Below are 21794 nucleotides of genomic sequence, written 5' to 3'. Positions count from 1 at the left end.
TCGTCGTCGGAACAGATGAAATTGCTCGGGGAAAGGGAAACAGAGGAGCGGGCGTGGCGCTGCCACGCCGCACTGCAGCAAGGGCATTACGCGATGCCGCGGTACGCGCACGCCGCGGCAGTCGTGCCGGTGGCGCTGCGCGGTACGCTACGCGATGTGGCCTAGCGCAAGCCGAAGAAGCTGAGTACCGCGAGAATGATGACTACGGCTCCAACAAGCCAGACGATATTCATGACAGCTCTCCTTGTTCCAGAGGTCCCGACGCGGCCTCAACCGACGCCTTGTGGCGGGTGGATGGTCGACCCGGTCACATGACGCTCGGGCCAGCGATATACCCATCGCTGCCAGGATCCGCCGCAACATTCGTGCCTTGGTTTACCGGTGCATCGGGCGGCGCACCAGCGACCATTGCAGGCGCCAGCACACGCTGCGCGCGCCAAGAATCCACGGATTACAAGGAAGGCCAGGGTCTTAATTACAAACGGATGACACTGCGGCCCGCGGTAGCTGTGGCAGTTGCCACAGCGCATCGGCCGGCGGCCTGGTCCCGCGTGCTGCGCCCCAGCATGCGCGCTGCAATGCGGTAGTCGTCCTTCGAACCGGGCGCGATGGCACACCAGGGCCATCCCGTCGATCCCGTCGTCACTGGCGCTATGATGGCCGTCTTGCCAACCTCCGATTTCCAGTCATGGACAAGGCCCGGGTCCTCACCCTCTTCCTCGGCGTGGTGCGCGCAGGCAGTTTCCGGCGTGCCGCGGTCGAGGCCGGTGTCACGCCGCAGGCGGCGAGCAAGGCGGTGCGCTCGCTAGAGGCCCACCTGGGCGTGCGCCTGCTGCACCGGACCACGCGCAAGCTCAGCCTGACCGAGGAAGGCGCACGGCTGTTCGAGCTGACCGCGCCCGGCATGCGCCAGCTCGACGAAGCGCTCGAACAGGTCCGTGCCAGCCGCGGCGACGACGACGGCCTGATCCGCCTGACCGCGCCGCCGTCGCTCGGCAGCCGCGTGCTGGTGCCGCTGGTCAAGGGCTTCCGCGACCAGCATCCCGGCATCGACTTCGACGTGGTGCTGAGCGACCTCTTCACCGACCTGGTCGAAGCCAGGATCGACGTGGGCTTCCGCGTCGGCACCAGCCCCGGCCAGAACCTGGTCGCGCGGCGCCTGTGCGACCTGCCGCTGGTGATCTGCGCCGCGCCGGAGTACCTGGCGCGGCACGGCGAGCCGGCCACGCTCGACGACCTGCCGCGGCACCAGTGCACCGGCTTCCGCCGCCCCGCCACCGGCCGCATGGTGCCGTGGGAACTACAGGTGGACGGCAACCTGGTGTACCAGGAGCTGCCGGCCGTGGCCAGCTTCAACGATGTGGAAACCGAGGTCGAGGCGGTCCGCGCCGGTATCGGCATCGGCCAGCTGCCCGCCTACATGGTCCATGCCGACCTGGTCAGCGGACGGCTCAGGGCAATCCTGCCCGGATACAGCAGCAGCCAGGTCGGGCTGTACATGTACTACCCGCACCGCAGCCAGATGCCGGTGCGGGTCCGGCGCTTCATCGACTTTGTAGTGGCGGCCTCGCGCGGCGCGGAGCAGTCGCTGTCGCGGCTGGTGGGGCTGGTGGACTGAGACGTCCGTACCCGGCTGGCTCCCCGCTCATGCCTTGTCTTCGCCTGTCGCTTGACTTTTCCTCAAGCGAAAGCGCCTGAAATATCGTTTGTCGCAGGGCCCGCCGGCGACAACCATTACACCAGGCCCAACCGCAGGAGACAGCCATGTCAGACCAGCCCTATCCGCTCTGGAGCGCGGAACCCGTTCCCCATCTGCTTGCCTCGCGCGAGCGCGCCACCGGCGCCTGGATCTTCCCGGCGCTGCCCGCAGACTCGCCACTGGCCGAGGGCCATGAAGGCGTCGCCATCACCGGCACGGGCACGCTCTACAGCTATACCGTGATCCACCCCGCGCCCAAGACCGGGCAGCCGCCGTACGCGCTCGGCTATGTCGATTTCGTCGGCCCGGTACGCATCTTCGGCCGCCTGCTGGGCACGGCGCGGCCTGTCATCGGCGCGCGCTACGCGCCGCGGCATGACGCCGAGCTTGGCTATGTGTTCGAAGCCGTCACGGCCTGAACGATCGAGAGAAGGGAAAAGGTAAGCACCATGCAGGACATCTACATCCACGGCGGCGCGATGACGCCGTTCGGCCGCCATCCCGGCGTGCTGGCGCCGGAACTGGCGCAACAGGCCATCCTGAAGGCGCTGGCCGACGCCGACGTGCCGGCCGGCCGCATCCAGGCGGTCTACTGCGCCAACGTGCTGGGCGGCATGATCCTCGGCCAGCTGATCGTGCGCGACCTGGGGCTCAAGGGGATCCCGGTCTACAACGTCGAGAACGCCTGCGCCAGCGGTGCCACCGGCGTGCACCTGGCGCGGCACGCGCTGCTGGCCGGGCAATACGACACGGTGCTGGTGTTCGGCATCGAGCAGCTCACCGCGCTCGGCGGCGGCACCATCCCGCTGCAGCGCAACGACCACAAGACCGAGCTCTATGCCAGGTCCGGCATGGTGCTGCCCGCGGTCTATGCGATGCGCGGCACGCGCTTCCTTTACGAGCGCGACGCCCGCCCGGCCGACCTCGCCGAGGTCGCGGTCAAGAACCGCCACCACGGGTCGCTCAACCCGTATGCGCAGCAGCGCAACACCACCACGGTCGAAGAAGTGCTGGCCTCGCGCATGATCGCCGACCCGCTGACGCTGCTGCAATGCTGCCCGTCGCAGGTCGATGGCGCCGCCGCGCTGGTGCTAAGTACGCAGCGGCCGGCGCAGGCGCGGCCGGTGAAGGTGCTGTCGTCGGTGGTGGTGTCGGGCATGCGCGAAGAAGCCGACGACGACATCCTCGATGCCGAGATCACCGCGCGCGCCGCGCGCCAGGCCTACACGCAGGCCGGGCTCGGGCCGCAGGACGTCGACGTGGTCGAGCTGCACGACGCCTTCACCATCGCCGAGCTGCTCTACTACGAAGCCCTCGGCCTGGCGCCGCGCGGCGATGCCGTGGCGCTGCTCAAGTCCGGCGCGACGCGGCTGGGCGGGCGCGTGCCGGTCAATCCCAGCGGCGGGCTGCTGGCCAAGGGCCATCCGCTCGGCGCCACCGGCGTGGCGCAGATGGTCGAGATCCTGTGGCAGCTGCAGGGCCGCGCCGGCGCACGCCAGGTGGCGGAGGCCCGCATCGGCCTGACGCAATGCACCGGCGGCGGCATCGCGGGCGTGGACCACGCCGCCTCGTCCGTCCACCTGCTGGGTGTCTGAGATGCGCACACAAAACTTCGATTCCGCGCATGTGGCGGTGGTGACCGGTGCCGCGCGCGGCATCGGCCTGGGCATCGCCACGCAGCTGGCGCGCCAGGGCCTGGCAGTGGCCCTGCTCGACCGCGACGCGGCCGCGCTCGATGCCGCCGTCGGCGCGCTGGTTGCCGAGGGCTTCAATGCCTTCGGCGCCAGCGCCGACCTGACCGACTCGGCGGCGGTCAACGACGCCTTCGCGCAGGTGCTCGCACGCACTGGCCGCATCGACTACCTGGTCAACAACGCCGGCGCGGTGCGCGACATGCGCTTCCTGAAGATGAGCGACGAAGACTGGGACCTGGTCGTCGATACCAACCTGCGCTCGCAATTCCTGTGCTGTCGCGCGGCACTGCCGGGCATGGTCGAGCGCGGCTACGGCCGCGTGGTCAATATCTCGTCGCGCGCGTGGCTGGGCGGGTTCGGGCAGGCCAACTATGCCGCGGCCAAGGGCGGCGTGGTCAGCCTGACGCGTTCGCTGGCGATCGAGTTTGCGGCCAAGGGCATCACCGTCAACGCCGTGGCGCCCGGCATCGTCGATACCCCGCTTTTCCGCGGCTTTGCGCCGGACGTGCAGGCGCGCTTGCAGAAATCGGTGCCGGTGCAGCGCATCGGCACCGCCGACGATATCGCCAATGCGGTCAGCTTCTTCCTCGACCCGCGCGCATCGTATGTGACCGGGCAGGTGCTCTATGTCTGCGGTGGGCGCAGCCTGTCGTCGCCCAGCGTATAAGGAGGCGCCATGACTGTACGACGCCATCTCGAAGGCGCGGTCGCGGTGCTGACCATCGACCGGCCCGACGCGCTCAATGCGCTGGACGTGCCCACCCTGCGTGAACTGCGCGACCACCTGGCCGAAGTGCGCGACCGCGACGACCTGCGTGTGGCGGTGCTGACCGGCGCCGGCACGCGCGCCTTCTGCGCGGGTGCGGACCTGAAAGGCACGCGCCAGTCGCCAGCCAGCTACGCGCAGGCGCTGTTCCGCGCCACGGAGCCGGCCGCCGACCTCGGGCTCTATATCCGCCTGATGGACCTGGGCGGCCTGGACCTGTGCAAGCCGCTGATTGCCGCCGTCAACGGCCACTGCCTCGGCGCGGGCCTGGAGCTGGCGCTGCAATGCGATGTGCGGATCGCATCGGCACAGGCGAGCTTCGGCCTGCCCGAAGCGGCGGTCGGCTCGATCCCCGCGGTCTCGGGACTGCACCGGCTGCTGAAGGCCGTGCCCGCGGCGCACGCGATGCAGATGGTGCTGACCGGCGAGCGGATCGATGCGGAACACGCGGCCCGCATCGGGCTGGTCAGCGAGACGGTGGCGCCCCAGGTATTGCTCGACCGCGCGCTGGCGCTCGCCGCGCGGATCGCGGCCAATGCGCCGCTGGCGGTGCAGGCGGTCAAGCGGCTGTCGCGCCAGACTAGCCACCTTGGCGAAGCCGACGCGCAGCAGCTCACCGAACTCTACTGGGGCGTGCTGCGCGATACCGCCGACCGTATCGAGGGCCGACAGGCTTTCGCCGAGAAACGCCAGCCCCGTTTCACCGGGCGTTGAGCGTTCGAAAACCCATCGAAAGGAGACAGACCATGACTGGCATGACCCGATACGCACGCATGGCGCTGGCTGCCATGCTGTCGGCCACTGCGCTGGGCGCGGCGGCGCAGGTGCCCTTCCCCGCGCAGAAGCCGATCACGCTGGTGGTGCCGTTCGCCCCCGGCGGTGGCAACGACATCCTGGCCCGGCTGATCGCGCCCAAAATGGGCAAGCTGCTGGGCCAGACCATCGTGATCGAGAACAAGCCCGGCGCCGGCGGCAACCTCGGCACCGATTTCGTCGCTCACGCGGCACCCGATGGCTATACGCTGGTGATTGCCTCTAGCCAGGTCACGATGAACCCCTTTCTCGGCACCAAGTTGCCCTTCAATATCGAGCGCGACTTCGCCCCGGTGGGGCGCATCGCCGCGGTGCCGATCATGCTGGTGGCCAATCCGGACCAGCCGTTCCGCACGCTGCAGGACTTCATCCAGTACAGCCGCGCCAACCCCGGCAAGCTGAGCTACAGCAGCCCGGGCAACGGCACGCCGCAGCACCTGGCCGGCGAAGTCTTTGCCAAGCTCAATCGCACCGAACTGCTGCACATCCCGTATCGCGGCACCGGGCCATCGATCACCGACCTGATGGGGGGCCAGGTGCAGGTCTCGTTTGCGACCATTGCTTCGGCGATCCAGTATGTGCGCGCCGGCAAGCTGCGCGCGCTGGGCATTGCCGGCAACAAGCGCACGGCGCTGATGCCCGAACTGCCCACCTTCGCCGAGGCCGGCGTGACCGGCTACGACGCCGAGCTGTGGTACAGCCTGCTGGCGCCGTCGCGCACGCCCGGCGCGGTAGTCGACAAGCTCAACGCCGCGCTGGTCGCCGCGCTGAAGTCCCCCGACATCGCCGAGCAGATGGCCCGGCAAGGCTTCGAGCCGCAGGTCTCGTCGCCGGCCGAACTGAAGGCCCATATCGCCAAGGACCTGGCGCGCTGGCAGCGGCTGATCCAGGACAACGGCATCAAGGTGGCGTTATGAACGCGCATCCCGCCACGGTACCGCCAACGGACAACCCGCTGCTGGACTACCTGGGCATTCGCCTGGCCAGTGTCGGCGACGGCCGCTGCACCTTCGAGCTCGAGCTTGAGCCGCGCCACCTGAACCGCCAGGGCAGCGTGCAGGGCGGCGTGACGGCCACCCTGCTCGACGCCGCCTGCGGTTACGCCGGGCTGCCCGTCGGCCCTGACGGCGCACTGGGCCACGCGGTCACGGTGATGCTGACGATCAGCTATCTCAGCAAGGCCAGCGCCGGGCGGCTGCGCGCGACGGCGCAGCTCACACGCGCCGGCAAGAGCCTGTACTTCGCCGCGGCGGAGCTGACCACCGATGCCGGCGTGCTGGTAGCCACCGCGCAAGGCACGTTCAAACGATCCCGCACCCTTCCGGAGGCATGAAATGTTGCGCGACGCACTGGACGGCCTGACCGTCATCGACTTTACTCAGATCGGCGCCGGGCCTACCTGCACCATGCTGCTGGCCGATATGGGCGCCAGGGTCATCAAGGTGGAGCCGCCCGGCGGCGAGCTAGGCCGCGGGCTCGGCCCAGGCTGGCTCGGCGACGACAGCGCGCTGTTCCACGGCTTCAACCGCAACAAGCTAGGCGTGGCGCTCGACCTCAAGTCGGCCGACGGCGTCGCGGTGGCACGTCGCATGATCGCGAGCGCCGACATCGTGGTGGAAAGCATGCGCCCGGGCGTGATGGAACGCCTCGGCCTTGGCCACGCCCGACTGGCCCAGGCCCACCCCGCGCTGATCTACTGTTCTATCTCCGCCTACGGGCAGCAGGGGCCGTATGCGCATCGCGCTGGCGTCGATGGCATCATGCAGGCGGATTCCGGCCTGATGAGCCTGATCGGCCTGCCCGATAGCGAGCCGTGCAAGGTGCAGGCACCGGTGGTCGACGTGATGACCGGCTATGTGGCTTGCATGGGCGTGCTGGCCAAGCTGGCGCAGCGCGCGCGCGACGGCCTGGGCGGCCATCTCGATGTCAACCTGCTCAATGCGGCGCTGGCGCTGCAGCAGTCGTCCATTACCAGCTATTGCGCCGACGGCAAACTGCCGGAACGCGTAGGCAGCGCGGCGCCCTATTCCGCGCCCAACCAGGCCTTCCGCACTGCCGACGGCTGGGTCATGGTGGCCGCCTACATGCCGGAGCGCTGGCGCCGGTTGTGCGAGGTGTTGGGCCGGCGCGAGCTGGCCGACGACCCGCGCTTTGCCACCTCGCCGCTGCGCGTGGCTAACCGGGCGGCGATGGTGGAGGCGCTGACCAGCGAGTTCGTCAAGCGGCCGACCGATGCCTGGCTCGCCGTTCTTAAGGACGCCGACATCCTTTGCGCGCGCGTCGCGACCTACGAGGATGTCATGGCGCATCCACAGGTGGCTGCCAATCACATGCTGCAGCGCGTCCGGCATGACACGCTCGGCGAAATCCGGATGCCGGGATTCCCGATCAACAGCGCACAGGAAAACGCGCTGCCAGCGCAACCGGCACCGGCGTGCGGGCAGCATACCAAGGCTGTACTGGCCGAACTGGGCTACGGCCCGTCGCAGATCGACGCACTGGAAAAGCAAGGCGCCATTCAGTGCGCCGATGCCAGCGAGCGGCGCCTGGCGGCTGCGGGACCATGAACTGCTCACACATCATCGCCGCGCTGCACTGCCCTCCCGGCATCCCACGCGAAGACACGGGCCTGTTAAGTCTTGTTAAGCCCCTTGTATCCGCTTGATATCTGAATAGAGTGATAGGGCCGCGCCCAATCGTGCGGGTTCCGATTGCACCAGGCCTGCCGGGCCGTCATCGACGCACGCCATCGCCAACGAGCGCGATGGTACAGCAGGGCCCGGGGCTAGCCTCGTCCTTACGATACCGGGCTTCGTGGCGCAACCTTGAGCAGGTTCAGCATGCACAGGAGAACAGTAAATGGCGTCCCCAAAGAATGTGCCCGTCGATGTGCCGGTTCACGGCGATGGGCAGGATGGTGGTCCGACGGTTCTTTCCCGTCGCCGATTCATGCAGGGCGTCGGCGTTTCAGGGGTGAGCATAGCAAGCGGCGCGCTGTCAGGCACGGTGTCTGCGGAAACCGCGGCGCCGGCGACACGGGAACCGGCCGCTTCGCGCTCAGGCAACGCAGGTTATCCGTTGACACTGACTATCAACGGCACCACGCAGCAACTCGTGGTGCAGGCCAATGAGATTCTGCTCGATACCCTGCGTGAAAAGGTCCACCTGACCGGCACCAAGAAGGGCTGCGATCACGGCCAATGCGGGGCATGCACGATCCTCGTCAATGGCGTCTCGGTGAACGCATGCCTGTCGCTTTCCATCATGCATGACCGCGACGACATCACTACGGTCGAGGGCCTGTCGCGTGACGGCAAGCTGCATCCGGTACAGCAGGCGTTCTGGGACCACGATGCCTACCAGTGCGGCTATTGCACCGCCGGCCAGATGATGAGCGCGGTGGGCATCTTGCAAGACCGGCGCATCCCGTCCGACAACGCCTCGGTGCAGGAAGCCATGAGCGGCAATATTTGCCGCTGCGGAGCCTACAAGAACATCGTCTCCGCCATCCAGGACGCGCGCGGCAAGGTACGGGGGAACGTCTGATGCGGAACTTTGAATATGCGCGCGCCGTCGACGTCGAACAGGCTGTCACGCTGCACGCGCGCGGCAGCGACACCGTCTACCTGGCGGGCGGCACGACCCTGCTGGACCTGATGAAACTCGATATCACGCAGCCGGCGCGCGTGGTGGACATCCACAAGCTCAAGCTGGATCAGATCGAACCGCTGGGCGACGGCCGCACCCGCGTCGGTGCGATGGTCAGCAACACCAACCTGGCCCGGCACGAGCATATCCGCCAGCACTATCCCGTGCTGTCGCAGGCGCTGCTGTCCGGCGCCAGCACGCAGTTGCGCAACAAGGCCACCACCGCTGGCAACGTGATGCAGCGGGTGCGCTGCGGCTACTTCCGCGACGGCGTCTCGCCGTGCAACAAGCGCACGCCGGGGTCCGGATGTGCCGCGGTGGAAGGTCTCAACCGCAACGTCCATGCGGTGCTGGGCGGCAGTCCCCAGTGCATCGCGGCGCATCCTTCCGACATGTGCGTCGCCATGGTAGCGATCGGCGCAACGGTGCATGTGCAGGGGCCGAAGGGCAGGCGCGACATTGCCTTCGCGGATTTCCACCTGGTGCCCGGCGACACGCCCTGGAAGGAACATGCGCTCGAAGCCGGCGAGATGATCACCCACATCACTCTGGACGCACCGATGCCCGGCAGCCGCTCGGCCTATCTCAAGCTGCGCGATCGCGGCTCATACCAGTTTGCCCTGGCGTCGAGCGCAGTGATCGTCGCGCTCGACGGCAACACCGTGCGCGATATCCGCATTGCGCTTGGCGGCGTGGCAACCAAGCCCTGGCGTGCCGCCGATGCGGAGGCCGTGCTGCGTGGCAAGCCGGTCTCCGAAGCGCTGCTCCGCCAGACCGGCGAAGCGGCGATGGCTGGTGCGCGCTCATATGGACAGAACGGCTTCAAGCTCAAGCTCGGCCAGCAGGCCGTGGTACGGAACCTGTCGCTTCTCACCGCCTGAAGGGAGTGCACGCGTGAACAACACTGCTATCGGCGCGTCACCGCGCCGCATCGACGGCCGCCTCAAGGTTACCGGCGCCGCCCTGTATACAGCCGACCGCGCCCTGCCCGGCATGCTGTACGCGTACGGCGTATACAGCACCGTGGCGAGCGGGCGCATTACCGGCCTTGACATGGCCGACGCCCGCCGCGTACCGGGAGTGGTTGACATCCTGCACAACGGCCATTTTCCGCGCCTCTACCGTACGCCGAAAAGCCCGATTTCCGGCGCAAACATCCTGACTGCATCGATCACGGACGAGCACCGGCTGCCGTTCGAAGACAATACGATCTACTACGGCGGCCAGATGGTGGCGCTGGTGGTGGCAGACACCTTCGAGCACGCGCGCGAGGCGGCCTACCGCGTCAAGGCTTCCTATGCCGGCGAACGGCCCGTCGTCGACCTGGAACACGGCATCAAGGCAAACGGCCTGCGCGATGGCGGCAGGGGGCATGCGCGCGGCGCACCGGCGCCGGCCTACGACCGGGCCGCGGTCAAGGTCGACGTTACCTACCGCACCCCGGTCGAGACGCATAACCCGATGGAAATGCATGCCACGCTGGCGTGGTGGGAGAACGGCGACCTGCGTCTGTATGAGGCCACCCAGGGGGCAACCGTCCACCGCAATACCATCGCGCAGATTTTCGGCCTGACTCCCGAGCGCGTCACCGTCGATGCGCCGTTCATTGGCTCAGGCTTTGGCTCGAAGCTGTTCCTGTGGCCGCATTCCGTTGCGGCGAGCGCGGCGGCGCGCATGACCGGCCGGCCCGTCAAGCTGGTGGTGCCGCGGGCCTATATGTTTACCACCACCGGGCAGCGTCCCGAGACGCGCCAGCGCGTGCGCTTGTCGGCCGGGGCGGATGGCAAGATCACGTCGATCCGGCATGAATCCGTCAACACCACCTCATTCATCGAGCAGTACGTCGAGAATTGCGGGGGCATGACGCAGAGCCTGTACGCCTGTCCCAACCTCATGGTCAGCCACCACACCACCAACGTGCATCGCGGTGCGCCGACTTCGATGCGCGCGCCGGGCGCTGCCCCGGGACTGTTTGCACTGGAGTCCGCCATCGATGAGCTGGCCCTGGCCTGTCGCATGGATCCAGTGCGATTCCGGCTCGCCAACCTGTCGACGCGCGACGAAAGCCTGAACTTGCCATGGTCCAGCAACCACCTGCGCGAGGCCATCGACCAGGCGAGCCGAAAGTTCGGCTGGGACCGGCGCGATCCGCGACCGGGATCGATGACGGTCGGCAGTGAGATCGCCGGCTATGGCGTCGCCGTCTGCAACTGGGATGCCTGGCGTACACCCGCCGAGGCACGCGTCCACCTGCGCAGCGACGGCAGCGCGTCCGTGACCTGCGCGGTACAGGACATCGGCACCGGGATGTACACCATCGTGGCGCAGACCGTCAGCGAGTTGACTGGGCTTCCATTTGAAAGGATTGAGGTCAAGCTCGGCGATTCCTCATTTCCCTCTGCACCGGTCGCAGGCGGGTCCTGGGCGACGGCCAGCGTGCTACCCGCGGTAGCCGAAGCCACCCGCAACGCCATCGCCCAGCTGGGCACGTATGCGACCCAGGAAGGCGGCGCCTTTGCCGGCGCCAAGCCCGAGTCGCTGAAGATGCAGCAGGGCCGCCTGACCGACGGCCGGCGCAGCGTCGACTATGCATCGGTCCTGACGGCCCAGCGCTTCGCCAGCGCCGAGGGCTTTGCCCGCACCGGCGCGGCGCCGGCGGACAAGCTGTCGTTCATGTCCTTTGGCGCCCACTTCGTCGAGGTGCGCTGGGATCCCGGCATTTCACGCCTGCGTGTGGCGCGCGTCGTCAGTGCCATCGACGTCGGTCGGGTGATCAATCCGGTCACTGCCCGCAACCAGGTGGAAGGGGCCATCGTGATGGGCGTCGGCATGGCCTTGTTCGAGGCCACCGAGTACGACGAGCGCAACGGCATGCCCGGCAACAACAACTACGCCGAGTATGCCGTGCCCGTACACGCAGACCAGCCGGAGATCGACGTGATCCTGCTCGACTATCCGGATCTCCGCTTCAATGAGTTTGGCGCGCGCGGGATCGGTGAAATCGGTATTACCGGGCTTGCCGCGGCGGTGGCAAACGCCGTGTACCACGCCACGGGCAAGCGCATTCGGGAACTGCCTATCACCAAGGAGAAGCTGATGGCCTGAGGGCCCGCGCCCTTGGCGACGCCTGGCGCCTTGCGCCAGCGCGTGCCAGGGCGCGAAGCCGCGTACGACGGCGCGATTGGTCAGCCGAGCCGGCAGAGCAGCGCAGCTGCCGCACGCAAATCGGCGGTTTCGAAGCCTTCGCGAAACCGGTCGTACACCGCGCCCAGGATACCGTGCGCCTGCGCAATCGATCCGGTTTCCGCGGTCAGCGCCGCCAGGCTCATGGCACACCTCAGAGACAGCGACAGCGCACCTTGCTCTTCGGCCTGGTCGAGGCCGCTGCGCATCCTTTCCGCTGCAGCGGCGAGATTGCCGGCGTCGCGCAGCCGTTCCCCCTCGATCCTGAGCAGTTCCGGCGAGCTCCAGGGAACCAGGCCGCGATGGGCGCGTGCGAAATCGTCCGCGCAAGCCAGCGTGGCGTCGAAGGTGCAAAGCATGTCCCGCAAAGGAAGTGGCCATGCCGCCGGCAGCTCCACCACGCCGCCGCCACCGCGCGAGCGGCTGAGCACCATGAAATAGCCGTCGCCGTAACAGCCCCAGAATGTGAGCGAGTATTCGGTCGTGCAATGGCGAAGCGCGGCGGTATAGCGTGCAGCGCGATCGAGGTCGCCGGTCCAGAACGCGACCGGGGCGCAACCCACGGAGATGGCGAAGCACAGCGAGAGTGAATGATCGATTGCCTGGGCCCGCTCCACCGCGGCCTCGGCATGTTCTAGCGCCTGTTCGGGCATGCCCTTGATCCAGAGGATACGCGCCAGTGCCGTCAGCGCCGCCACCCCTTGATCGAACTGAAAGCCGCTGCGGCGCGCGCTCAGACGGATGGCCACCGGCTTGCCGAGGACGCGCCAGGCGTGACGGAGCGCCTGCTCGTGATGGCCGGTGAAGTGCATGCTCCATGTCATCATCCGATCGTGAATGACGGCGTGCGCCGGATCGCCGGTGTGGGCCACGAGCGCCCCGAATTCCTGCGCCCTGCGGACGGTCGAGCCGTAGTCGCCAATGGAATTGCTGATGAGCCACAGCCCCCACAATGCGTGGAGCTGATCCGCAACCGAGCTTGCCTGGCGCGCTACCTCGAGGCTGCGTTCGAATGCCGCGATGGCGGCGGGTCCCGCGCCGCGGATATTCCACAATGCATGCCCATGCGCTTCGCGCAAGGCGATTTCCCGTGCCGGTTCGATCCCGCCCGTGTCCGGCATCCGCTCGAGCAACTGCTCCACCATTCCGAGATACTCGGCCATGTGCGACAGCGCATACCAGAGCGGTGCAGAAGCGGCGGCCAGCGCCGCACCCAACGTGGCATCCCCGCCATCCGACAGGCACCAGTGCAGGGCGAGGCGAATGTCGTCCAGAAGATAGGCGTGGCGCGCCAGCCAGTCGGCCCGTAACTGGCGCGGCCTGGCGCGCTCCATCTCGTCGGCCATCACAAGCATATGCATGGCATGCAGACGGGACACTTCACCGCGCTCGGGGCAGGCCGACAGTTGCGCGAGGCCATACTCGCGTGTCGTCTCGAGCAGCCAGTACTGCACGGATTCCGAGGAAATGTCCGACATCAACAGCGACTTGCTGACCAGGTTATAGAGATGCTCGTCGGTATCGCCCACGAGCCCCTCCTGTGCCACGGCCCGCGCGCCGTCCGCTGTAAAGCGGCCACGGAACACCGCCAGGCTGCGCAGCAGCCGCCGCTCGTCTTCAGGCAACAGCGCGTAGCTCCAGTCCAGTGCCGCACGTAGCGTGCGGTGGCGCGGCAGCGCCGTGCGGCGGCCCCGCGTCAGCACCGCCAGGCGGTTGCCAAGCTGGGCGTACAGGCCGCGCATGCCGAGCCGCTCCACCCCCGCCGCAGCCAGTTCCAGCGCAAGCGGGATCCCGTCGAGTGCGCGGCAGATGCCGACCAGCGCCGGGACGTCTGCCTGGCACAGCGCGAACGAGCCCTGGCTGGCGCGGACACGTTCGACGAACAGTTCCGCGGAGGGATAGCGCAAAGCCTGCTGAACGTCCAGCGTGTCAAGCGAAGGCGGCACCGCCAAGGCACCGAGGCGTTGCACCCATTCCCCCTGGATACGCAGGGGCTCCCGGCTGGTGGCCAGCAGGTGGACCTCCGGTGCGCCGGTCAGCAAGGACTCCGCCAGTTCCGCCGCGGCATCGATCACATGCTCGCAGTTGTCGAGCACGATCAGCACGCGGCGGGTGCGAAGATAGGCGATCAGGCTGCGCATTGACACGGCGTCGAGCGCGGGTGCGCCGAGCGCGGCCGTCACGGCATTTGTCACGAGCGCGGGGTCGTTCAGCGGGGCCAGGTTGACGAAGACGGCCTGCTGGCCAAAAGACACCGACAAACGGCGTGCGGCCGCGAGCGCCACGGTGGTCTTGCCCATCCCGGCCGGGCCGGTAACGGTTACACAGCGTCGTGAGGACAGTACGCGGGCAAGGTCGGCCACCACGTCGTCGCGACCAATCACGCGCGCCAACTGCGCCGGCAGCGGCAAGGCTACCGGGAGGTCGGGCGTGACACTGGTGGGTCCGGCCGCCAGCGCATCGGTGGAATTCCCAGCCACCGCAGGCTGCCCGATTGCGGCAAGGGTCGCCGGCAAATCCGCATTCGCCGTAGAGAGCGCGTGCGTGACTTCTGCAACGAAACAGTACCCTTGGGTGGGCACGTTCACGATGTAGCGTTCCGACTCGCGCCGATCGCCAAGTACCTTGCGCAGCTCGGTCAGGTGGACCCGGAGCGCGCCCGACTCGATAACCACCTTCGGCCACACCCGGGCGATCAGTTCGGCATTGGAGACAACCTCACCGGGCCGTTCAGCCAGCGCAACCAACAAATCGAAGGCGCGGCTGCCCAGCCGGACCGGAACACCGCTTTTCAGCAGGATCCGCTTGCGAGGCAGCAGACAGAACGGGCCGAAATGGAGGGCGGCTTCAGTCGTCATGCTCATGGGTCGCCGCAGGTCCGTGCGCGCTCGACGCCGGCGTCGGCGCAGGGGTCCGTTGCGCATGCCGCCCACCCACGATGCCCTATCGCAATCAGGAATTGACGTCGTTCCGACATGGCGCGCCTAGCTTGATCGAGATCCCGAAGCGGCGAATTTAGCATAACGGTTGCACTATCGTTATTACCCATGCGCGGCCCGGCCGACTGGCGCAATGCGCATGAATCCGAGCTCAAAATGAAGCTGCGAGCGGCCCAGCGCGCTGCATTGTATGAAACATTTGCGGCCATTGCGGCGTGGGGCGTGACACGACTTAGCAACGCATAACTCGCATGCGGGGTACGGCCGGACCAGACTTCTGGCACCAGCCCGATATGCCCGTAGCGATGAGCCAGACCGTTCCCCAAGACCTGTTCGCGCCGTTGCAACTCGGCGCCCTGCGGCTGCAACACCGGATCGTCTTGAATAGCCCGCAAGCGCTCTGGCAAGGTGCGACAGCAAATGTCGGGGAGACGCCGGCGCAATCCCTGGAGGGCGGCCTGGTCGTCTATGCCGTCGCGGATGCCCACTGTGCTGAAGACCTCAACCGGATCACCCATGGCATCGCAAGCGCCACCGAAGTCAACGGCTGGTTGCGCGCAACGCAGGCGGTCCACGACCGGGGCGGCATGGTGGTGGCGCGAATCGGCGGTTGCCGCGTGCCCTCCGGAATAGCGCTCAATGCCGATCAGGTTGACTCGGCGCTGGATGCGTACCGGTCCGCGGCAGAGAACGCCTTTGATGCCGGGTTCGATGGCGTCGAGCTTGCCGCGACGGTCGGCACGTTGCCGGATCAGTTGTATCGACAATGGGCCGATGTGCCCGGTGCTGCGCCGGCCGCACTGACCGAATGTCCGGCGGCCACGGAGTTCCTCTGTGATGCGTTGCGGACACTGCTGGCCGCCTGGCCGCCGGACCGGGTGGGTGCCTGCATGACACTTCCAAAGACCGCTGCCGAACTGCATCGGCAACAAGCACTGCTGCCGCCCGTGGCCGCCGGAAAGCTGGCCTATCTGCATCTGCACTCGGCCGGATCCGGGCACGCGACGTACTGCAAGCCCTTTACCGCGAGTGTCCGCCTGCATTACCGCGGTCCGCTCATTGTCACCGGCGTGTGGACGGCGGAGCTGGCCGCAACTGCGATTCGCAGCGGCCGAGTCGACGCAGTCGGGATTCATGGAGACCGCTTGCAGCAAGCCGGTGAATTCGCGACGGCATGGCGTGCGCAACTGGGTGCCAATGAATGACAAGGGCGTCCTGCATGAGTTCGCACGGCGGCATGGTCCGGCGTTTTTTCCCGCGGAACCGTTCCGGTTCCTGGTTCCCTTGCGCGGAAAGCCGCGCATTTTATGAGGAGTTAGACGATGCGCAAACACAGACGAATCTCCATCAAGGCGAGCGTACTTGGCGTCGCCGCTGCCGCCAGCGTGGCGATGGGCGTGGCGGCTACGGCCAATGCGCAGACGAACGAGAAGCGCGATCCCTTCACACAAGGTGCACGGTCGGACAAATTCGACGCCTATACGCAGGGCAGCCACATCGATACGCGTTCAAGCCTGGTGCCGCTCGACAATGCGGTGGACCCGCACACGCAAGGCGCCAGGCAAGGCGCACGGGATCCCTATACGGATGGCAGCCGGACCGGCGCGCGCGACACGTTTACCGACGGCGCGCGAACCGGCGCACGCGACGCATTCACCGATGGGGCCAGAACAGGCGACGGTACGTCCCGCTAACCCATGGGCGGCAGCGCTGCCCGCGCCCTGGACCGGCCCGCCATGGCCGGGCTCGATGCGGGTGACGCCGCATGCGCCGCCGTCGCTGCGGCGATGACATCGTGCAGGCCGTCGGCAGCGACGCCTCGTGCCGACGGAATCGCAAAGACATTACAGCCGCACGATCACGGACTTCAACTGGGTATAGTGCGCAAGCGCCTCCATGCCTTGTTCGCGCCCATAGCCGCTCTGCTTGAAGCCACCGCATGGCGTCTGCACAAAGCCGCCGCTGTACTCGTTCACGACGATCCGGCCGGCGTCGAGAGCGGCGGCGACGCGATGGACGCGGCCGATGTCGCGGCTCCAGATACCGGCTGCCAGCCCATAGTCGGAATCGTTTGCAATGCGGATGGCGTCGGCCTCGTCTTCGAACCTGATGACACAGAGAACGGGTCCGAAGATTTCTTCACGCGCAATCTCCATGTCATTGGTGACGCCAAGGTAGACGGTTGGCTCGATGAACCAGCCGTCCCCTTCTTTCGGCGCCTGCGCCATGCGGCCGCCAACGGCCGGTACAAGCCCGAGGCTGTGCGCCAGGTCAAAGCTTTGCTGGACCTTGTCAAACTGGGCGCGGGTGGTCATCGGTCCGTAGGATGCTTCGGAGTCAGCCCCGACGCGCACGCCGGCGACCGCAGCCAGCAGCTTGTCGACAAAGGTGTCGTGTATCGACGACTGGACGAGCAAGCGCGTGCCTGCCGCGCACCACTGTCCGCCATTCCAGGTGAAGGCCGCGGTGCATCCTTTTGCCGCGGCATCCAGGTCGGCGTCCGCGAACACCATATTGGCCGACTTCCCGCCCAGCTCGAGCGTCAGCGGCAGAATGCGGTCGGCAGCGATCCTGCCCAGTTCGCGGCCCGCGCGCGTGCTGCCCGTGAATGAAATCTTGCGCACGTCGGGATGTCCGGCCATCGCCGGTCCGAGCGATGGCCCGGTCCCGACCACGACATTCAGGACGCCTGGCGGCAATCCGGCCGCTTCAGCCAGCTTCGCCAGGGCAATCAGCGAACCCGAGGTGAACTCCGATGGCTTGGCAACGACCACGTTGCCAGTGGCAAGCGCGGGCGCGATGGCGCGGGCAGCCTGATGCAGGGGTGCATTCCAGGGGAGGATCACGCCGATCACGCCGAACGGATCGCGTCTTGTGTAGACATGATAGTCCGGTCCGGCGTTGATCACTTCACCGTCCATCGTATTGACGATGCCACCGTAGTACTCGAAGTACTGCGCAATCAGGGCCATCAGTTGCGGCATTTCGCGCCCGGGCTTGCCAGTCTCCGCGCTTTCGATGGCTCCCAGCGTGTCGATGCTGTTGCGCACCGCACGGCCGATCTCGACCAGGATGCGGCCGCGCTCGGCGGGACGCATTGCCCGCCAGCCCGGCAGCGCTGCCATCGCCGCGGCAACGGCGGCGTCGACATCGGGCCTGGCGCTATCGCCCACCTCGGACAGCGCGATGCCAGTGCGCGGGTCTGTCTTCTCGATATACCGGCCAGTCGACGGCGGCACGTCGTTTCCGTTGATGTAGTTCAGCACTCTGTTCATACGCTTGCTCGACAAAGATTCAGGCGGTTGGTGTCACGGTCGTATCAGCGCTGCTCATCGCTGCCTTGGACCTGTTCGATCGTGGCGCCGGCCAGCTTCTCGAGCTGGTGGACGACGCGCGTCATGTCGTCGCTGCCGGCTCCGTTGGCCACGGCCGTATCAAAGAATTGCTTGACGACGGCGGACGCGAACATCGGAGCGCCCACCGCCTCGGCTTCCCCGAGCGCCAGCCGCAGGTCTTTGCGCATCAGGTCCATGCGGAAACCGAAGTCGAACTTGCGCGACAGCACCTTGTCAGCGAGCAAGGTCTGGACCGCAAAGCCACGCGCCGTGGCGCTTCTGCACAGCACGTCGAGGATGGTCCCAGCAGGGATGCCTGCCTTCACACCGAACAGCACAGCCTCGGCCGCCGTCACCAGCGCCGAACCGGCAATCATGTTGTTGACCAGCTTGAGAGTCTGACCCAGCCCCGGCTGCGCACCGAGATATGCGATGTCGCCCGCAAAGGCCTCGAAAGCCGGCCGCGCAGTGGCGAAGGCGCTGGCATCGCCGGAGACCATCACGCTCAGCGCGCCCGACTCAGCGCCCGCCACGCCACCGGCCAGCGGCGCGTCCAATGCCTGGATGCCATGCTGCGCCAGTGCGGCGGCGAGCCTGCGCGTCACGGTCGGTCCCGTGGTCGAATGGTCGACGAACACTTTCACGGCACTTGCGCCCGCGACCCCATCTTCACCGGTGGCTACCCGTTCGACAATATCGGGCGTCGGCAAGCAAACCATCACCACCTGGGCATGCTCGCCAACGTCACGGGCGCTGGCACCGCGCGCGGCGCCGATACGTACCAGCTCGTCGACCGCCTGGACATTGCTGTCGAATACCGTCACGGGCAGGCCGCGTTGCACCAGGTGCCGCGCCATGTGCCTGCCCATGGCGCCAAGGCCGATAAAACCGAACGTCGTCATGCCGGGTCTCCTCACCGCTGTCGCGCGGCCTGTCGTGGTAAATGGCGTGATGCGCCACCTCTGTGCCACGGATACTAGGAGCCCTGCCGCGCCGCTTCAATCGACATTTCTTACCGGCTCGATTGAGTTCTTCTCAAGCTGGATTTGCCGGGCTTGAGCGCTCCACCGGTTGCAGAAAACTCAAGCGTCCCCGCAAAAAAAGTCGTTTGAGCCGGTGTAGCCCCGCCACCTACGATGCCCAACGCGCCGGGCTCTGTCGACCCGGACATGCGAATGCGCCAAGCCGCTGGCGGCGCGAGAACCACAACAGATGATCCAAGGAGACGGCATGGAAACGACCCTGCCAGTAGATGTAGTCGAGCGCCCGCTTCCCCTCACCCGTGCGCAAAAGAAGGCAATTGCGGCAGCGACACTCGGCACGATCGTCGAGTTCGCCGACTGGGTGATCTACGCCACTTTTGCCTCGTTGTTCTCGCGGCACTTCTTCCCTGCCGATAATGAAATGGCGTCGCTGCTGTCCGCGTTCGCCGTGTTCGCGGTCGGCTTTATCATGCGGCCGGTCGGTGGTGCCGTGCTTGGGGCGTATGCCGACCGCCATGGACGCAAGAAGGGCCTGACGCTTTCCGTGGCGCTGATGTCGGGCAGCACCGTGGTGATAGCGGTTTGCCCGACCTACTCCGCCATTGGCCTGACCGCGCCCGTCATCCTGGTGATGGCGCGCCTGGTGCAGGGTTTCGCTGCCGGCGGCGAGTTCGGCTCAGCCTCGACCTACCTCGTCGAGACGGCGGCGCCATCGCGCCGGGCTTTCGCCGGCTCATGGCAGTACTTCGGCATCAATGCTGGCGTCCTGGTGGCAGCACTGATCGGGTACATGCTGACGCGTTGGCTCGATACCGAGCAAATGGCGGCGTGGGGCTGGCGGGTCGGATTTGCTGTCGCCGGCCTGATGGGCGTGGTTGCGCTATGGATCCGGGTCTCGGTGGCGGAAACCGGGGCCTTTCAGCGCAAGGTCGCCCACCGCGCTGCCGCGCATCCCTCGCTGCTGGTCATCACCAGGCACTGGCGCGCGTCGTTGCGCGTGATCGGCATCGCCATGGCGGGCAACCTTTCGCTCTACCTCTGGCTGGTGTTGTTTCCGACCCTCGCCCATGTACGGACCGGGCTCAGCCTGCAGGACGCCTTCAGTGCCAGCGTGATATCGATCGTCCTTTCGCTGGTGGCGATCCCGTTGCTTGGCAAACTGGCCGACAGGATCGGACGCAAGCCTGTGCTGCTGGCATTCGCCGGCGGTTCCGCGCTGTTCGCCTGGCCCGGCTTGCACTTCCTCGCCAACGACTTCTGGCTGGCGACTGCGATCGTCAGCGTGGGGATGCTGCTGTCGTGCGGTTTCTCCGCCACGGCGGCGGCGGTCATGGCGGAGCAGTTTCCCGCCGAGGTGCGCGCGACCGGCGTGGCGCTTCCCTATGCCATTTCGGTGACGTTGTTCGGCGGATCGCTGCCGTACATCATGACATCGATGTCGAATGCGGGCTGGGCAAACTATAGCTGGACCTATATTGCCGCCGTCTGCGCAACAGGTTGCCTGGTGTATGCCTTGATGCCCGAAACAAAGGGAAAAACCCTCGATTAGACCGGGCTGCCGTGGCAAATGTGTCCGCCGGAGTGCCAGCTTGCCGGCGGCGCGACCGCGTAAGCCTGTGCCGCTTCGACCCTGCGCTTCGACCCTGCGCTTCAACCCTGCGCTTCGAACTGCGCCAGCAGCCACTGCCGGAACACCGCCATGCTGGGGCTTTCCTTGCGCTCCGCCGGCGTCAGCAGGTAGTAGGTGAAATCGCCCATGTCGACGGTCTGGCGGAACGGCGCCACCAGCCGGCCCGCATCGAGGTCGGCCGCCACCAGGAAGCGCTGCGCCATCGCGAAACCCTGGCCTTCGACCGCCGCCGCATAGGCCATGGCCGAGCTCTGGAAAGTCATGCCGCTGCGCGCGTCGACCGCCTTGTCGGCGCGCGCGGCCTTGAGCCAGTGGCTCCAGTCATCGGGTCGCGCGATCGAATGCAGCAAGGTCTGGTGCTGCAGGTCGGCGGCCCGTTTCACCTTCGGCCCCGCGTCCAGCAGCGCCGGGCTGCACACCGGCAACAGGATGTTCGACACCAGCCGGTAGGCGTTGACGCCGTGCCACTTGCCGTCGCCCAGCCGGATGGCGCCATCGATATCTTCCCTGCGGAAGTCGACCGGATCGAGCGAGGCCGTCAGCAGCACCTCGATGCCGGGATTGGCGGCATGGAAGCTCGACAGGCGCGGGATCAGCCAGCGCATGGCAAAGGTGGTATAGGCGCGCACCTTGAGCTGCCTGCGCCGGGCGCGCTTGCTCAGGCGGCGCGTGGCTTCGCGCAGATCGTCCATGGCCCGGGTCACGGCGCGGTAGTAGTCCTCGCCGGTGCGGGTCAGCGAGATCTGCCGGTGGCCGCGATGCAGCAACTGCACGCCCAGTCCCTGTTCGAGCGCGCGGATCTGCCGGCTGACGGCGCCAGGCGTGACGTGCAGCTCTTCGGCCGCGACGGTGATGCTGAGATGCCGCGCCGCCGCCTCGAAGGCGCGCAACGCGTTCAGTGGGGGCAGTTTGTCCATGCCGGCGAGTCTGCCATACGGTTGAGGTTTGCTCAATCGAGGCAGACCCGTGGTCACTGGCAACTCACAGTTGCTATTAAAACGCCATTGTGGCGGCTAGTGTTGCGGTCCCCGCACGCCTAAATTTGTCTCCGTGGCCCCCGCCATCCGAGATCGCAGTCCAACACCACGCATCCGCAAAGGAGAT

At 67.0% G+C, this 21794-nt stretch carries 18 protein-coding genes; 14 read left to right on the top strand and 4 right to left on the bottom strand.

Going from position 1 to position 21794, the window contains the following annotated elements; translation table 11 throughout:
- Nucleotides 1-688 precede the first annotated feature (688 nt).
- From A2G96_RS24530 to A2G96_RS24480, 11 genes are all read left to right on the top strand, one after another.
- Nucleotides 689-1618 (top strand): LysR family transcriptional regulator, encoded by a 930-nt coding sequence (locus A2G96_RS24530; RefSeq protein WP_062802806.1) that lies wholly within the window; start codon nt 689-691, stop codon nt 1616-1618.
- Between the two features lie 146 nt (nt 1619-1764).
- Nucleotides 1765-2118 carry a Zn-ribbon domain-containing OB-fold protein gene (locus A2G96_RS24525; protein ID WP_062802805.1) on the top strand — a complete coding sequence of 118 codons (354 nt, stop codon included), beginning with the start codon at nt 1765-1767 and terminating at the stop codon, nt 2116-2118.
- Between the two features lie 30 nt (nt 2119-2148).
- Nucleotides 2149-3294 carry a thiolase family protein gene (locus A2G96_RS24520; protein WP_062802804.1) on the top strand — a complete coding sequence of 382 codons (1146 nt, stop codon included), beginning with the start codon at nt 2149-2151 and terminating at the stop codon, nt 3292-3294.
- A gap of 1 nt (nt 3295) precedes the next feature.
- Entirely contained in the window at nt 3296-4060 is a 765-nt protein-coding gene (locus A2G96_RS24515) for an SDR family oxidoreductase (protein ID WP_062802803.1), read from the top strand.
- Nucleotides 4061-4069: 9 nt separating this feature from the next.
- Nucleotides 4070-4873, top strand: coding sequence for an enoyl-CoA hydratase/isomerase family protein (locus A2G96_RS24510; RefSeq protein ID WP_062802802.1), 804 nt, complete (start codon nt 4070-4072; stop codon nt 4871-4873).
- A gap of 32 nt (nt 4874-4905) precedes the next feature.
- Nucleotides 4906-5889: a tripartite tricarboxylate transporter substrate binding protein gene (locus A2G96_RS24505; RefSeq protein WP_062802801.1), complete on the top strand. Its 984-nt coding sequence runs from the start codon at nt 4906-4908 to the stop codon at nt 5887-5889.
- Entirely contained in the window at nt 5886-6305 is a 420-nt protein-coding gene (locus tag A2G96_RS24500) for a PaaI family thioesterase (protein ID WP_062802800.1), read from the top strand. The genes A2G96_RS24505 and A2G96_RS24500 overlap by 4 nt, the downstream gene beginning before the upstream one ends.
- A gap of 1 nt (nt 6306) precedes the next feature.
- Nucleotides 6307-7539 (top strand): CaiB/BaiF CoA transferase family protein, encoded by a 1233-nt coding sequence (locus tag A2G96_RS24495; RefSeq protein ID WP_062802799.1) that lies wholly within the window; start codon nt 6307-6309, stop codon nt 7537-7539.
- Nucleotides 7540-7831: 292 nt separating this feature from the next.
- Nucleotides 7832-8518, top strand: coding sequence for a (2Fe-2S)-binding protein (locus A2G96_RS24490; RefSeq protein WP_082819091.1), 687 nt, complete (start codon nt 7832-7834; stop codon nt 8516-8518).
- Nucleotides 8518-9501 carry an FAD binding domain-containing protein gene (locus tag A2G96_RS24485; RefSeq protein WP_062802798.1) on the top strand — a complete coding sequence of 328 codons (984 nt, stop codon included), beginning with the start codon at nt 8518-8520 and terminating at the stop codon, nt 9499-9501. Before A2G96_RS24490 ends, A2G96_RS24485 begins: the two co-directional genes overlap by 1 nt.
- A complete protein-coding gene (locus tag A2G96_RS24480; RefSeq protein WP_197672318.1) occupies nt 9428-11725 on the top strand; it encodes a xanthine dehydrogenase family protein molybdopterin-binding subunit in 2298 nt (765 codons plus the stop codon). Before A2G96_RS24485 ends, A2G96_RS24480 begins: the two co-directional genes overlap by 74 nt.
- A gap of 80 nt (nt 11726-11805) precedes the next feature.
- Here A2G96_RS24480 and A2G96_RS24475 read toward each other — a convergent pair whose 3' ends face one another.
- Complete coding sequence (locus A2G96_RS24475) at nt 11806-14667, bottom strand: ATP-binding protein (RefSeq protein WP_062802796.1); 2862 nt, start codon at nt 14665-14667, stop codon at nt 11806-11808.
- Nucleotides 14668-15047: 380 nt separating this feature from the next.
- On the opposite strand from A2G96_RS24475, the gene A2G96_RS24470 reads away from it, so the two are divergent.
- Nucleotides 15048-15947, top strand: coding sequence for a beta/alpha barrel domain-containing protein (locus A2G96_RS24470; RefSeq protein WP_167354396.1), 900 nt, complete (start codon nt 15048-15050; stop codon nt 15945-15947).
- A gap of 117 nt (nt 15948-16064) precedes the next feature.
- Nucleotides 16065-16436, top strand: coding sequence for a hypothetical protein (locus A2G96_RS24465; RefSeq protein ID WP_062802794.1), 372 nt, complete (start codon nt 16065-16067; stop codon nt 16434-16436).
- A gap of 150 nt (nt 16437-16586) precedes the next feature.
- Here A2G96_RS24465 and A2G96_RS24460 read toward each other — a convergent pair whose 3' ends face one another.
- Together A2G96_RS24460 and A2G96_RS24455 are read right to left on the bottom strand one after the other, a co-directional pair.
- Nucleotides 16587-18017 (bottom strand): aldehyde dehydrogenase family protein, encoded by a 1431-nt coding sequence (locus tag A2G96_RS24460; protein WP_062802793.1) that lies wholly within the window; start codon nt 18015-18017, stop codon nt 16587-16589.
- Between the two features lie 44 nt (nt 18018-18061).
- Nucleotides 18062-18994, bottom strand: a complete 933-nt coding sequence (locus A2G96_RS24455) for an NAD(P)-dependent oxidoreductase (RefSeq protein ID WP_335340565.1) — start codon at nt 18992-18994, stop codon at nt 18062-18064.
- 313 nt (nt 18995-19307) lie between these two features.
- Here A2G96_RS24455 and A2G96_RS24450 point away from each other — a divergent pair, with 313 nt between their 5' ends.
- The gene (locus tag A2G96_RS24450) at nt 19308-20609 is read left to right on the top strand and encodes an MFS transporter (RefSeq protein ID WP_062802791.1); all 1302 of its coding nucleotides are present in this window, start codon (nt 19308-19310) and stop codon (nt 20607-20609) included.
- Between the two features lie 101 nt (nt 20610-20710).
- Here the strand turns inward: A2G96_RS24450 and gcvA are convergent, their stop codons facing one another.
- Complete coding sequence (gcvA, locus tag A2G96_RS24445) at nt 20711-21607, bottom strand: transcriptional regulator GcvA (protein WP_062802790.1); 897 nt, start codon at nt 21605-21607, stop codon at nt 20711-20713.
- Between the last annotated feature and the right edge of the window lie 187 nt (nt 21608-21794).

This window comes from Cupriavidus nantongensis (assembly GCF_001598055.1).
In the GTDB taxonomy this organism is placed as follows: domain Bacteria; phylum Pseudomonadota; class Gammaproteobacteria; order Burkholderiales; family Burkholderiaceae; genus Cupriavidus; species Cupriavidus nantongensis.
This window is presented reverse-complemented; position numbering and strand designations above follow the sequence as displayed.